This window comes from Flagellimonas sp., from assembly GCF_965215805.1.
GTDB lineage: Bacteria > Bacteroidota > Bacteroidia > Flavobacteriales > Flavobacteriaceae > Flagellimonas.
Genome location: NZ_OZ244124.1, coordinates 1,792,894 through 1,808,098, shown reverse-complemented (window position 1 = coordinate 1,808,098; position 15,205 = coordinate 1,792,894). Strand labels below are relative to the sequence as shown.

The 15,205-nt window shown below is 43.0% G+C and carries 8 protein-coding genes; 2 read left to right on the top strand and 6 right to left on the bottom strand.

The annotated features are described in order from the left end of the window. Positions 1-52 precede the first annotated feature (52 nt). From ACOOE0_RS07975 to ACOOE0_RS07950, 6 genes are all read right to left on the bottom strand, one after another. Positions 53-628, bottom strand: coding sequence for a sigma-70 family RNA polymerase sigma factor (locus ACOOE0_RS07975; protein ID WP_420401942.1), 576 nt, complete (start codon positions 626-628; stop codon positions 53-55). A 501-nt stretch (positions 629-1,129) separates the two neighbouring features. Next, entirely contained in the window at positions 1,130-2,512 is a 1,383-nt protein-coding gene (locus ACOOE0_RS07970; RefSeq protein ID WP_420401941.1) for an SGNH/GDSL hydrolase family protein, read from the bottom strand. Between the two features lie 37 nt (positions 2,513-2,549). Next, the gene (locus ACOOE0_RS07965; protein WP_420401940.1) at positions 2,550-4,949 is read right to left on the bottom strand and encodes a glycosyl hydrolase family 95 catalytic domain-containing protein; all 2,400 of its coding nucleotides are present in this window, start codon (positions 4,947-4,949) and stop codon (positions 2,550-2,552) included. A 174-nt stretch (positions 4,950-5,123) separates the two neighbouring features. Further along, complete coding sequence (locus tag ACOOE0_RS07960; RefSeq protein ID WP_420401939.1) at positions 5,124-6,638, bottom strand: RagB/SusD family nutrient uptake outer membrane protein; 1,515 nt, start codon at positions 6,636-6,638, stop codon at positions 5,124-5,126. Positions 6,639-6,648: 10 nt separating this feature from the next. Continuing rightward, positions 6,649-9,684 carry a SusC/RagA family TonB-linked outer membrane protein gene (locus tag ACOOE0_RS07955; RefSeq protein ID WP_420401938.1) on the bottom strand — a complete coding sequence of 1,012 codons (3,036 nt, stop codon included), beginning with the start codon at positions 9,682-9,684 and terminating at the stop codon, positions 6,649-6,651. Positions 9,685-9,708: 24 nt separating this feature from the next. Next, a complete protein-coding gene (locus tag ACOOE0_RS07950; RefSeq protein WP_420401937.1) occupies positions 9,709-10,578 on the bottom strand; it encodes a hypothetical protein in 870 nt (289 codons plus the stop codon). A gap of 481 nt (positions 10,579-11,059) precedes the next feature. On the opposite strand from ACOOE0_RS07950, the gene ACOOE0_RS07945 reads away from it, so the two are divergent. After that, positions 11,060-12,667: an alpha-L-fucosidase gene (locus tag ACOOE0_RS07945; protein ID WP_420401936.1), complete on the top strand. Its 1,608-nt coding sequence runs from the start codon at positions 11,060-11,062 to the stop codon at positions 12,665-12,667. Positions 12,668-12,825: 158 nt separating this feature from the next. Further along, entirely contained in the window at positions 12,826-15,012 is a 2,187-nt protein-coding gene (locus ACOOE0_RS07940) for a LamG domain-containing protein (RefSeq protein WP_420401935.1), read from the top strand. Positions 15,013-15,205: the final 193 nt, after the last annotated feature.

Below are 15,205 nucleotides of genomic sequence, written 5' to 3'. Positions count from 1 at the left end.
GATGGCAACAATTTGCTTGATTCCATAATGGTACTAAAGCAATTTCAACCATCTATTCCATAATATTTACATTTTGGGATTCGACCAACTTGCGAAGATTGATAAGCGCATATCGCATTCTTCCCAGGGCTGTGTTGATTCCAACACCAGTATTTTCCGAAATTTCGGTATAGCTCATTCCCCGAAAAATTCGCATCATTAGAACTTCCTTCTGATCATGATGGAGCTGTTCCACCAGTGTAATCAGGTTTTTGTCCAATTGCTGCTTTATTAGATTACTTTCCGCGTTTGGTTCGTCGTCTTCAATTACTGAAAAGATGTCAAAGTCATCCTTGCTCTCAAATATGGCCAGTCGCCTTCTTTTCCTGAAATAATCCACAATAAGATTATGGGCGATCTGCATTACCCATGGTAAAAATTTGCCTTGCTCCCTGTAATCTCCTCTTTTTAGCGTTTTAATAACCTTGACAAAAGTGTCCTGAAAAATATCCTCAGTAATCTCCCTATCCTTTACTTTGGAAAAAATATACCCCGAAATGCGACGATTGTGTTTATTGATCAATTGACCAAGAACCGCTTCATTTCCTTCCATATACTTTTTAACCAATACTTCATCCTTAATTTCCATAATCAAATAGCCGTCATTGTTTGGGCCATTGAATATTTATTTACTTTCTTATATTTTAAAAGTATACAATAAATTATTATTCAACGAACCTAATATTAATAATTTTACTCTTAAACTCTTTATTATTAAACTTTAACATTGTTATTATAAATAATAAAACTTTTTTTCATACATTTACTATGTTATAAAAAGTCAATTATAACAGTGCAATTCTAGAGTCTTAAATTCTACAGAGACTTTAAGTTTAGTTAGTCAATTCTGATTGAGTTAGTGGTAAAAAGGGCATCGCAAATTGCGATGCCCTTTTCCATGAACAACGATTGGGAATATATATTCCCAAGAAAGCCACCGAACTAGTTTTTAAACAGTTCAAATAGCCTTTCACCCAACCTTGATTTTGTTAATTGTTCAAAAAAAGTGAGGTAAGTCTTCCCTCCCCATATTTCCACTTTGGAAACATTGGGAATGAAGGATTAATGAAGAAATGGCTACCCCTACCCGCTACTTTTCCGCCCGTACAACGGAGTAATGAAGTGTTTTAGGTTGATTGATCTGGTAAATTTCGTCAATCATTTTTTTTGATGTAGATTCCAATTCCTGGATAACCTTAGCAAATTCATCTTGGACATACCGTTCGTACCCCATCTCCCTAAGCCGCAAATATCGCTGATACTCGGGATCCCCGGAAAGGTCTTCCTCTTCCTCCTCTTCTTCCATCACCTCAGGATTAGCCAGTCCCTTTCTCAATAACCATTCGTCCCTGACTTTCTCGATTACCTCCTCATTTCGTTTCTTATTGAGCTCAGCCACCGCCAATGCCTGCCGGTATTGAGGAGTTCTTGGATTGTTTTGCAATTCCACTCCCTTGGCAAGGTCCATATGGGAATAGGCCCCAACAGTTATATTGTCGATGATGACATGGTAATTCCCGTATTCCAATCCGACCACACGGATGATCTCTGCACCCAATCTGGATCCTGCATCCGTCAAATCAAATGCATACTGGGCATCTACTGGCACCACCCATGGTAAGGCGTTTGCTTTAAAATCAAACTCAATGGCTTCAGATTTTTCATTGCTCAAAGTCCCATTTTTGGAGGCATAATTCCAATTTCCATCCCTTTTGTCCACTTCTATCTCCGTTACCTTGGCATTCACCCCCATGCCTTCCAGTAAGGCAACGGCCATTACCAATTGGCCATCAAACTCTGGGTGCACCGCATCAGGGATAAATGTAAAATCCGCATCCTTTTTTCTTGCTTCTCTGGTGTAATGGGTAAGATAGCCATGTAAATCTGCGTACCCATAACCCTGTAAGTTGGCCTGCTCCAAACACCAAGCGCCAAAATACGCAAGTACAGCATCATAATGTAGGTCGGGTATTTGTTCCTTATCCACCCAATTTTCCCCAAGCAAAGCTTGATGGGTATCAAAAATAGTCGGGGTAAGCAGCAATGGTTTAACCTGGGCATTCACCAACTTTTGGGTGAGTTCCAGCATATCTTTTTTGTAGGTATTGAAAATAGTATCGTTCCATCGCGCATATTCCCCATCATTCATTCCAATAAGAATACTTGCATATTTGGGCTGATGTTTTAACACATCTTCTTCCAAACGCTTAAGCACATCGCCAGCGAAGTCCCCTGAAACCCCCGCATTCACAATATTGAGCTTTTTATCAGGATACCTGGTATAGAAAAAATCTTCTACATACTGGGTATAAGCGCATTGGTGGGTTATACTATTTCCGATAAAAACAAAAGTATCCCCATCTTCCAATTGAACTTTCTCTTGGGTGTTTTTAAAATTCTGTGCGCCCAATTGCGTAGAAATAAGGGCAAGGGTAAAAAATAAGGTGCTAATGCATTTTTTGCTGTATTTCATTTTACAAAGGCCTCAAGTGAATTTTGTTTTATCAATATTAATCCAATGTCAATGCCCTGGATTCCCCCTTTTCGATTTGCACATCCCAAGTTTGGTCTCCATACATGATTTGCGTTGCATTTCCCGTTTTTGAGCTAATGTTCAAATGGGTAGGTTTTCCATTTTGCCATTCCATATCCACAACAAATCCTCCTCGGGCAGGTAATCCCTTTACCTTACCGTTGGGCCATTCCTTGGGTAACGCAGGAAGCAATATAATCTCCTCGGTAGTGGATTGAAGCAACATATAGGAGACCACGGCGGGCATACCTCCGCTAATATCGAGATTGAAAATCTCTTGTGGATCGTGATAGCTCACAAAAGACGGAGTCCAATAGGAGTTTACCAGCCAACGGATACATTCGTAGGCCAGTTCGGAATCTTTGAGATGGGACGCGGCCATTCCCAACTGCACCAGACCAAAGGCCATTTCTCCTCCTTCCCTGCCCCGTCTATATTCCATTCGGGCCTCTATGGCTTTTTTGGCGGCATCGAATAACTCTGGATTATTCTTGAAATCTTCATCCACACCATCATAGAGTGGATACAAATGCGAGGCATGTCTATGCTCATTGTTGTTATCATAGGATGCCCAAATCCATTCCTTCAACTCCCCATGGTCGTCTATGGCATAGTCCGGTAAATTATCCAATATACTTTGATATTCATTTACGTTTTGTATTGGAATATATCCCTGATTGGCCAAAGTGATCAGATTCCTCAAAAGTTGCTTCATGGACGCCACATCCATGGTGGCATTTATGGCGACTGGGTGTTTCTCCAATGGCCCAACTTCGGGCGAATACGAAGGAACAAACATGTATTGACCATCTGCCGACCGATACAAAATCTGACTTAAGAATTTGTAAGCTTTGAGCATAAATGGCAATGCCTGCTCCTTTAGGTAGTTCTCATCCATGGTGTACAACCATTTGTCATAATGAAAATGCGCCGCCCAAGCCGTGCCAGCATACCAATAGATATGGGGAAAATATTCTGAATAATGGTATACACTACCAAATTCACTTGCCCTGGAAGGCACATAGATGCCGTCCAATCCGTAAAGGCCTTTCGCATTTTTCTCAAAATCCGCCAACATATCATCCATCATTTGCAAATACGAATCCGTGAGTTCCTGTAAGTTGGTATTTAGTCCGGATGCGATCACAGATGGGACGTTCCCGTTCAGGGTAAAATCCCCCGACCAAGCTGGTCGCCAAGTACCACCCCAGATACCCTGTAAGGCCGGAGGGGTTTCCCCAGTACTGCAAATCACATTATATCTGGAAGCTTCCACGGTTTGCACTACCAATTCTGAATTAGTGAATTCAAATGTGGATGAGCCCAAAAGCGCTTCGGAAGTGATATTCCTTCTGTCAGTCTCACCCAACTGAAAACTAAAGCGATTGAACATTGCTCCATGGACTTTGGCATGCGGCTCTAAAAGGGCCTCATAAGAGGCGCCTAAAGCGTCCAGTTTTTTCCTCAAAACATCAGTTTGCGAATCCGACGGCTTAACATAGTTCAATTTGACCATGGACAACACCAGAATTTCATCAGCATCAAGTACCTGGATGCTGTTACCATCCACCTCTAGCGAACCATTCCGAGGGATAATTTTGGATACCACGGTATATGACTTTAAAGACCCCTCCCATTCCCTTTCAAAGGTTGTTTCATAAGATAAATAATCACTTTGGGCCTTAATGTCCAGTTTGGAAACAAATTCCGAAGGATCAAAAGCATCTTCCTCTTCTTCTGCTTCGGGTAAGGGCAGTTGGTTCAGGTTGAACTTGTAATTGAGTTTGCCTGCAGTAAGACTTTGGATGTGCAAAACGGCAACACTGTCCGGACGGGAAACAAAAGCTCTTCGAGAAATTACTTCGTTTTCTAACCCGTAGTTGATGGTTATTTCTCCTGTTTCGTAGTTCACCTTTCTGGCATATAGGTCATCCTTAGTTGGATTTAGATTCTCCAATTCCAGTTGGCAGGCCGGGATATGGGGATTGGTCCAAATAAATTCGTCTTCTATTCCAATTTTTACCCCCTCTTCCACAGCAATCATGGAAGCTTCCTGCTCCTTGCCTTCTAAAACAAGTTCTCGGATTTCATTCAACCGACCCCCCAAATTTGGTGCATCATAAGGAGGATATTCCGGCATAAACAATTTCTCATGGCTAATGACCATTCTATCTTTATGAGGATTGCCAGGGATAAGAATCCCTAGGGTCCCATTTCCGCTAATGGCGGATTCCTCCCATTTGGAAGCTGGTTTATGGCTTACAAAGCCATGTTCCGGGCTTTGGTCAAAAACGGAAGCAATGTCCAATTGCTTTTCTGAATTGCAAGACACAAGAGCCGCTCCCACTATAATGGCCATAAATCTCATTTCGTTCATTTTGTACTGTATCTATTTGGTTAACTATTGACTTTAAAAGGCTGATTCATTTGTTCCTGGTATGAAGAAAAGCACCACGCCACTTAATTTTAAATGGCATGGTGCAACGTTGCTTCAACATGGTTTTCCCCAAACAATCCATAAAAGGGAAAACAAAATCCAAGGAACTATTTTTTAATTGGCCTGGTTAGGTCTTAGATTGGCATTGGTATCCAGTTCACTCTGCGGAATCCCCGCAACCTCATCCTGACCATCTGTAAAAGTGGCAAAATTGGCGTCCTCTACCTGTTGCGCATTGTTATACTTGCCGTATCTTTTCAAATCAAAGAACCTCCAATTCTCGCCTGACAATTCCAGAATACGTTCTTGCTCCAGTTGATCCCTAAAGGCACTCTGGCTGTCAGCCGCTCCAGGGTAGGCATCCAACAAAGCCGGTCTTTCCGATCTGGCCCTTACCTGATCCACATAAGTAATCGCTTGAGCTGTATTTCCACCAGCATTTAGGGCCTCGGCATACATCAACAAAACATCTGCATAACGTATTACGATATAGTCCGTACCTCCATCGGCCAAAATGGTCATAAAGGTTGGAAGTCCAGAACTCGGATCCACATTGTTGGCTGTGTGTTCTTGTTCCGAATATTTATAGAACCCTGTAAGCAAATTCTGGTCGGGTGCCTCATCCGCCCATGCTTGCCCACTCAAACCATAATAGGTCAATTCCGAACCTGGGTAAATTATCGTTTGGTCCATTCTTGAGTCCTTACTTCCCGTGGCATCTTCTTCCCTATTGAAAGCATTGAAAATCATATTGGAACATTGGATATCCCCAAAGGCACCTCCTTGTTCAGAAACACTGAAAATTTGGTGACGTCTATTCGAATCTGTCTCGTTGGTAGGACCGTCCTCAATAAAGTTAACCAAAAACACGGCTTCTGGGTTCACGGTCCCGGTTTCCCTAAAATTGTCCGCATAATTCGCCAACAAACTATATTGCCCCGAATCAATAACGGCTTTTAACAAAGGCGCAGCCTCGGCAAAACGTTGCTGCTGAAAATAGGTCTTTGCCAATAGCGCCTGTGCGGCTCCTTTGGTGGCACGTCCATAATCATTTTCTGACCAGCTTAAGGGGAGCTTATCGATTGCAGAAAGCAACATGGATTCGATCAAGGCATAAATCTGCCCATCCTCAGCTGTGGAGGGTCTGTCCCCAGGATTTTGTACACGGTCCACATACGCTACATTCTCTCCAAAATACCCTACCAAATTAAAGTAGGCCAATGCAATCAAAAATTCGGCTTGTCCAGCAATGGCGGGTTTATTAAATCTTGGCTCGTTTTCCAATACTTGATAGGCTCTACTGATCATGGTATAATTACTTCCCCAGTGAGGACCTCCAAAGGCATCGGTATCCGAAAGGGTAAACCTTACCAAGGCGTTAAATTCGAATGGATGCTCATTGGTACCTTCATCGGAAAGCCCGGAATAGATGATATGAAGGTTCTGTCCGTACATGGTATCAAACTGCAATACATCATACGCTGCGATGACACCCTGGTCCAGTTGCGATTCCGTTTGCCAGAAAGTGGATTCCGACACTTGGTTTGGATCTACTTGGTCCAACTCGGAACAACCAACCAATGAGAAGGTCAAAGCAAATGCGTAAACTAATTTTATCTTATTTTTCATCATCATTTTTTTATAAAGAAACATTTAAACCTAACGCTATAGATCGAACCACTGGATATCCCAGGTCAGCTTCACCTGCAGTAAAGAAACCACCTTCAAACTCTGGTTCTATGCTTGTGAAATCGGTCCACGTGAACAAGTTCTGTCCTGAAATAAACAATCTCAAATTATCTACATCTTTCCAAGGAACCGTATAACCAATCTGCAGGTTTCTCAGTTTTACAAAACTGCCATCCTCTACATATAAGGTACTTGCTGCGTAATTCCCGTGATCGCCTGCAGTCTGTGGCCTTGGATAGGTTCCAACCCCATTGATGTATGGATCATAATTGGCCGGATAATTGCTCGCGATATCCGCATGCAATCCTTGAATAGGCCCATTCAGTACATCTCTTCCAAACAAGCCTGAAAAGAATGCCGTGAAATCCCAATTTTTATAAGCTGCTGTGAGATTTAATCCAAAGTTGACAGTCGGCAAAGTATTCCCCACGGCTACCCTATCATTCTGATCGATAATGTTGTCTCCGTTCACGTCCCTGTATTTGGCATCTCCTACAATGGGTTCAAACTCACCCACCGTAAATCCAGCTGGTAGGGCAGCAATATCCTCTGCGGTGTACAATCCTTGGTAGTCCCAAACAAATAACCTTGCTCTTGGAGAACCTACCGATGTAATAGAACTTCCAACAATACCTGTAAAGCCGGCAGGAACACTTTTTACCGAGGTCTCCGTTGCAAATGCATTGGCACTGATGCTATAGGTGAAATCTCCTTCAAGTTTTCTAAACGTTAGTGCAGTTTCCCAACCTTTACGTTCATTGGTCACGGCATTTAATCTTATAGTACTGCCAAACCCAATACCGGCTGACGCAGGAACAGGAACATCGGCCAACAAGTTTTCGACCTCACCAAAGTAATAGTTTCCTTCAAAGGCCAACTTTCCATTAAACATTTCCAAGTCCACACCAAAGTTATACTCACTCACCCTGGCCCAGGTCAAATCGGGGTTCCCCAATGCGGAATCTCTTGTGGCACCTGATGCTGCCGTTCCTGTTGGACCTAGGTTATAGTTGGGTCCTCCAGCACCTTGGGAAATTCCCGTGGTTCCGATATAGGGATTGCCCCCTGCATCATTGTTCCCAACCTCTCCATAGGCGGCCCGGAGTTTTAGCTGGGAAATGGCGTCAACGTTAAAGAAGGCTTCGTTGTGCACATTCCATCCTAAATCAAATGAAGGAAACACGCCATCCCTGTTCTCCCCAAGAAATACAGAATAACTATCGCGACGAACAGATGCCTTCAACAAATATCGATCATCATAATCATAGGTAAATCTCGATAGTAATGAGTGTGTCGCCACTGTTGACCTGCTGCTTCCCACGGTTGGGATTCCAGTTCCTTGAGGTGTCGCTGCCGAGACTTCAAACAAACCTGCTTCGAATGCATTGAGGGAATTATCAAATGAGATGGAAGTGCCAAAAGAGGTTTCCTCCAAATCATTGAATGCCCCCATAAGTGAAAAGGTATGCTTGCCAAAAGTTTTCTCATAGGTAAGCCTATGTTCAATATAGGTAGTCTGGTCCTCTGAATCAGCGACAGATAAAGCTGAACCTACTAAGGTGGTTCGACGAATCTGATTACGCGGGTTAAAGAGCTTGTTATAGCTTGTTCCCCGTTCTATTCCCAAACTAAAGTGGTAATTCAAACCATCAAAAATCGTCAAGTCTGCATAGACATTTCCTAAAATATTATGTGTCTCCGTGGTGTTTTTGTACAGGGCCGCAAACCCAATAGGGTTGACCATAAAGCTCAAATTATTGGTATCTCCATGACCATAGCCACTAATTTTGGTAGGGTCAAATACGGGAATAACAGGAAGAGCATCTATGGCAGTAGGAACGGCAAGACCCGCTGCAGCTGCATTGTCCTCTTCCGCTCCGCCGCTTAAGCGAACTCTATTAAAGGCTACATTCTGCCCCACTGTTAGTCGATTCTTGATAACTTCAAAGGAAGAATTCAATCGAATCCCCGATCTATCAAACTTTGGTCCCGGAACGGTTCCATCCTGATAGGTGTGGTTAACCCCGAACAACACAGTAAAACGATCACCTCCACCAGATACGTTGGCATTAAAATCCTGAAGGGTGGCTGTTCTAAACACTTCGCTTTGCCAATCTGTATCAATCCCAGGTAGATTAAAGGCGTGGGCAGGCTGAAGTCCGCTAGCATTGGGCGAATCAAAGGCTGCCCTTACAATTCTGGCCCAACCTTCGGCATTGGTCACATCCAGTTTTTCCGCGATTTGCTGAAAGCCGGTGGTTACATTGGCACTAACACGAAGCTTTCCTTTCTGCCCTTTTTTAGTAGTAATCACGATCACCCCATTACCCGCACGTGAACCGTAAATGGCAGCGGAAGAAGCATCTTTTAGAATTTGGATGTTTTCCACATCATTGGGATTGATGGTAGGCGCTCCGGAAAGAATAACTCCATCCACCACATACAGCGGGTTGTTGTCATCAAAGAAGGCCGAACCCCTAATCCTAATATCTCCAATGGATCCCGGTTCACCATTGGCCACAACGGTCACCCCCGCAGCTCTACCCTGTAGTCGGTCGGTAATATTGGTGTATTGACTTTTTTCTGTTTCTCCTACATCGATAATGGAAACAGCGCCTGTCAATGAGCTTTTCTTTTGCTTACCATAACCGATCACCACTACTTCATCCAAAACATTTTGATCCGCTTGAAGACTAACATTGATTGTGGTTCTTGCCCCTACAGGTATGTCTTGGGTGACAAATCCCACAAAGCTAAAGGTTAAAACTGCATTGGAATCGGCTACTACGATGCTGTAGTTTCCATCAAAGTCGGCCACCACACCATTGGTTGTGGATTGCTCAACAACCGTGGCGCCAGCAAGTGGCTGTCCATCAGCATCGGTAATTGTACCCGAAATTGTATTTTGGGCGATTGCACTTGACTGCAGCCCAACTATCAGCCCTAGAAACAATAGGGCACTCTTAAATCTTATAATATATTTCATTTTAATCTCTTTGTTATGCATGAATTATTCCTTGATACCCAATCTTACATCGTCAACGTTGAATGAATTTCCTGAAGCCGTATTAAATCCAATGGCGAATACGGCGGACAAATCAGCTTCAATGTCCAAGTCGTCAAAAACGGCCTGCAAGTCTTCCACCACTATAGTGTTAAAGCCAGGGTTGCCCAGAACGACGTCTTCACCCAAATCTGCCATGGTAATGGAGAATTCCTCCCCAGCACCAAAGAATATGTTCACGTTTGTAGCATCGTTCACGTTCGCATAACTAAACTCGAATCTCGGTTGGTTAGAAATATCAAGTTCTTCGGTAAACATTTCAATACCGGACCAATCATCAGGCCCAGGACCAATCACTGCAGAACCACCACTTATGGAACTGTCTTCAGAATAAATACCATTTACTTCAGGAACAACACCTTCCATTTGCGCTGAGAATTCCCCATCTGGAACGTCAAAATTGATTTCCAGCACATATTCAAGGTCCACACCTTCCTCTACCGATACGTCTATAGTGGTACTCACCGCATTCCCGTTGGAATCTGTTACGTCAACGCTAATAACCGCAGTTCCGATCGAAACAGACTGTAAGGTTAATATAGAACCGTTAATACTGGCTTCTACAACACCCGGGTTACTAGAATTAACAACAAAGGACAAGGCATCGTTTTCCTGATCGTTTACATTGGTAGATAGATCAAACGTTTTTGGTCCGCTTATTTCTTTTAGAGTTTTGCTACTAATCGGGGTCACTTTGGGAGCCTGATTAATAATAAGTACTTCTGGAAATTCAACCTCAATTGGGTTCTCACACGAAGAAAAGCCCAAAATCAGAATCAGACCCATCAAAGTAATTTTTCCAATAATTTGTTTCATGAGTTATTTAGTTAATTGTTGTAAAGTTCGGATAAATGTATAAAATTTATTTTTACTTTTTAAATTTTAGTAAGTAAGTTTTGTTAAGTTGACAATCCACACTTCGTCCATTTTGGTTTTCCATCGGCCCAACCCCTATGTTTTATAGGGCAATCCCCAATTATCAAACCGATTATGGATTCAGTATTTTTTTATACTATATTTTACACATTTAACAAATCAATCGACAAAATTTAAGCTAATTCCTACTTTACCACATGGTTTGTAAAATCTCAATCGCAACTTATTTTAAACCTTTCAATGTTACCCTAAGCGCAAAAACAACACCTATTATCATTCTGTTCGTTGTTTAGTTTATGTTGACCTCTCCTAAATATCTGTTTCAGCTTAAAAATCATATAAATAAAATAACTTACTTTTGCACTTTTACTAAGTTGTATCCTTCTAATAGAGATCAATAAGAATTCCAAAAGACAAACCTATGAGATTAGTACGCAATACAGCCCTACTTTTGGCGACCTTTATTCTTTATAGTTGTAATGAAAACCGAAGTAATGAAGTGGTCCAAATCCAATATTATGAACCCACTTGGGAGTCGCTCTCCCAACATCAAACGCCAGAATGGTTAAAAGATGGCAAGTTTGGCATTTACACCCATTGGGGCATCTACTGTTATTCCGGAATCAATGGAAATGTTACCTGGAACTCCAGTGTGGCGTATATGAATCCTGAAAGTGAATGGGGACAAGATTTTGAACGGGTGCACGGCAAGCTTACCCCTGAATTTGGCTATAAGGACCTAATTCCCAAATTTACCGGTGAGAAATTTGATGCGGATGAATGGGCGGATTTATTTGCCAAGTCAGGCGCCAAATTCGCCGGGCCTGTGGCAGAACATCACGATGGCTTTGCCATGTGGGATAGCCAATACTCTCAATGGAACGCCGCACAAATGGGACCCAAAAGAGATGTGGTGGGTGAGCTCGGTAAAGCCATCAAAGCCAAAGGAATGAAATTCGTCACCGCTTTTCATCACTCGGCCAATTGGTACTTTTTCCCTACTTGGGACAAAACCAAGGATTCAAGCAATCCCGAATTTTCCGGCCTTTATGGCCCTATACATGAAGAAGGCGATGTGCCCACCAAGGAATATATGGAGGAGTGGAAAGGGAAGTTGATCGAGGTGGTGGATAATTACCAGCCAGATTTTGTATGGTTCGATTTTGCCCTGGACATTATCCGAGAAGATTATGTGAAAGACTTCGTGACCCATTATTACAACTCTGGATTGGACCGCAACGAAGAGGTAATCATTTCGTACAAGCACCATGACCTACCTCCAGGGGTAGGACTCTTTGATTTGGAATTGGGCGCAGCTTCCAAATTGACCCACTACGATTGGATTACGGATACCACTATTGACAACGGTCCATCCTGGGGCTACAGACCCAATTTGGAATATGAACCCGTAAACAACCTCATCGATAATTTGGTATATCGGGTTAGCAACAACGGATACCTATTATTAAATATAGGACCAAAATGGGATGGAACTATTCCCGAAGAAGCCAAAAATGCCCTATTGGGCATGGGGAATTGGCTAAAAATCAATGGTGAGGCCATCTATGGCACAAGGGCTTGGACCAAATCGGGAGAAGGACCTGAAAGCGAAGAAACCGAAGAAGAATATGAAGTGATGGACGACCTAAAAGACCTGAATCCAGATGAAGAGGACGAGGACGAAGGCATGGATTTTGGAAAAGAGGACATCCGATTCACCACCAAAGGTAATGTGCTGTATGCAACCATACTGGGTTGGCCAGGGGATTCGGTGACCATTAAATCATTAGTACGGCATTCAGGCTATACGAAAGGTAAAAAAGCCTGGGGCTATGTTGATTTGGACGAGGATGCACAAAATCACATTTCGGGCTATTACCTTTACCCAGATGAAATTGAATCCATAACCATGTTGGGCGACGGAAATGCACTGGACTGGGAACTCATTCCTGCCGTGGGACTCAAAGTGCAAATGCCCAAGTCGCGCCCCTGTGAACACGCCTATGTGCTTAAAATAGTTCGCAAATAGAGCATAAATGTAAAGGTGGGTTCAGAAACTATATGTTAATATTTATTAGTTTCTAACTTTAATTTAGTAAGTTTGGAGACAGCGGATTCCGCACAACTTAATTTGGTAAGGAAAGCGCTGAAAGAATACAACTATATGTAATTGGAAAAATAAAAAAGATGAGAACTAAATCCTATGCGATAGCCATTGCGCTATTTCTAATTTCCTTGACCTACTCCTGGAGCCAGGTCAACCCAATCCAGCACTTCGACTTTGACAAGATCAGGGTGGAACGGCAAAAGGCCAATTTGGAAAGAGGAGAAACCTATGTGCCCAAGGAGGTATTTGCTTATGTTACCGAAGCAAGTGGAAAAGAACACAATCTAAATGGAAAATATTACAAAAGCGTTCCCGGTGTAAAGGGAAATGCTGTTTTGTTGGACGGATACACTGCTTACGTAAACATTGAGGAGGAATTTGATGAGGAAGCTGACGCAGCAATTCGCGATGAACTTACAGAATTTACTGTTGAAAGCTGGGTGGCTCTTGGTGCCTATCCTAAAAATTTCTGTTCCATATTCAATCACCGAAGACCCTTATCCGATGGCTCCACTGAAGGTTACAGTCTAGAATTGGATTCCTGGGGAAGACCTGTTCTAAAGTTGGGAACTTATGAGGGGAAAATGGAAACGGTGATGAGCGATAAACAGGTGGAGCTAAATGTATGGACCCACGTTGCAGGAACCTATTCGCCGGCAGGTGGAATGACCCTCTATATCAACGGGGAACAAGTTGCCAATAGAAAGTTTGAAGGCACCTTCTCCACTATCAATTACCATGGTGATGTAGAAAAGCTAATAGGTAGAAGCAGGGTAGCCGCCAGACCTACTGGAACCATTCGGCCCGAAGGAACCGAAAAGTCATTGACCTATTTGGACGGGATTCTCGATGAACTCAAATTATATAATAAAGCTTTGGACGCAAAAACCATTGCTACGGCCTACAAAAAGGAATCAAAATCATTGAGCGCACCTGCCCTCCCGAAAAGAAAATTCCCATCCGGGCCACAATCTCCCGGTGTTTTTAGAGCAGTAAATACTACCTTGGAATATTACCCTGGATGGGATGCCCCATGGGCCGTGGACAAACATGCGGATGTTGTGGTACAATTTGATGAAACGGATTGCAAGTTCGTATTCTGGAGAGGCACAGGTTATATCCCCAGCTGGGTAAGTGAAAATGGTATTTTCTTCAACAATGGTTTTAATGAAGGCTGGAATGACCATGGAAGTTGCGAGCCGATGTCGGACAAAAAAACCAAATACTCCAGCGTAAAGATCATTGAGAGTACTCCCGCCCGGGTGGTGGTACAATGGCGCTACGGATTGGTTGATGTGGTTGGAAACTTCGCTTTTGAAGATCCACAGACTGGATGGGGCGACTGGACCAATGAGACCTATACCATTTATCCTGACATGTCCGCGGTCCGTGAAGATGTTCTCCTTAGTAATGCTCCCAACGCCGCCCATGAATGGCAGGAGAGCATGGTGGTCATGGAACCTGGCCAAAGGCCTGAAAGTGTATTGGAATTTGAAGCCCTTACCGTATCCAACATTGATGGTGACAGCAAAACCTATTCTTGGGAGCACCAAGCACCCCCTTTATGGCCTCCGTATCCGCAAAACATCACCAATCAGATTGTAAACACAAAGTCAAAATACAAACCTTTTTCATCCCTTCGCCCACAAGATATTGCAGGTGGGATCAATGGTGGCCAACCCGCCAGTATGGATGTTTATGCAGGAGAGTTACGAAGAAACATCAGTGTATTCCCATGGTGGAATCACTGGCCTGTGGCAACAAGGCCCACGGACGGTAGATTCGCCATGGTAGCCGATCGTGGTTCCCATGCCTCCCTGTCCCATTATTTCTGGAATGCCTATAAAACAACAGATCGTTCCATGACCAAGATCATGCTATGCGGAATGACAGACCAAAATATTGAGACCGTGGTCAAACAAAATAAAAGTTGGTCCAATCCCGCTGACATTTCATTGGGGGACAATGCCTCCAAGGCCTATTATAAACCGGAGGAAAAGGCCTATACCATAGCACTCGATGAGCAAGTTCCTTCCTTGTCCATCACTCTGGACGCTTCAAAGGAATCCCCTGTATTGAACCCAGCTTTTGTGGTAGAGAATTGGGGACAGCGAAATCTCTCATCCATAGAGGTAAATGGAGAGGCTTTAAATGCTAAAGATGGTAGATACGGATTCAAGAATTCCCTTAACAGCGTTGACCTCATCGTATGGGTAAAAGCAGAATCAGATGCTGCGATAACTATTGATATAGCAGCTCAAAACTAGGTCCAAGGCAAAATTTGAACCAGTATTTTCAACCCCGTTGAGCTTTTCATTTTGGAAAGTATGTTAACGGGGTTGTTTCATTTCCCAGATGAATTTTGACCAAAACTGAATGGGAGTGCAAAAAGCCAAAAAAGTTTCAACATCAGGTTGGGTAAACACCAAAATAGCGGTTCTAATTATGAAGCAAACAACC

Coding starts and splice junctions, on each gene's coding strand:
- ACOOE0_RS07975 (WP_420401942.1), bottom strand. CDS start 628: ATGGAAATTAAGGATGAAGTATTGGTTAAAAAGTATATGGAAGGAAAT.
- ACOOE0_RS07970 (WP_420401941.1), bottom strand. CDS start 2,512: ATGAAATACAGCAAAAAATGCATTAGCACCTTATTTTTTACCCTTGCC.
- ACOOE0_RS07965 (WP_420401940.1), bottom strand. CDS start 4,949: ATGAACGAAATGAGATTTATGGCCATTATAGTGGGAGCGGCTCTTGTG.
- ACOOE0_RS07960 (WP_420401939.1), bottom strand. CDS start 6,638: ATGAAAAATAAGATAAAATTAGTTTACGCATTTGCTTTGACCTTCTCA.
- ACOOE0_RS07955 (WP_420401938.1), bottom strand. CDS start 9,684: ATGAAATATATTATAAGATTTAAGAGTGCCCTATTGTTTCTAGGGCTG.
- ACOOE0_RS07950 (WP_420401937.1), bottom strand. CDS start 10,578: ATGAAACAAATTATTGGAAAAATTACTTTGATGGGTCTGATTCTGATT.
- ACOOE0_RS07945 (WP_420401936.1), top strand. CDS start 11,060: ATGAGATTAGTACGCAATACAGCCCTACTTTTGGCGACCTTTATTCTT.
- ACOOE0_RS07940 (WP_420401935.1), top strand. CDS start 12,826: ATGAGAACTAAATCCTATGCGATAGCCATTGCGCTATTTCTAATTTCC.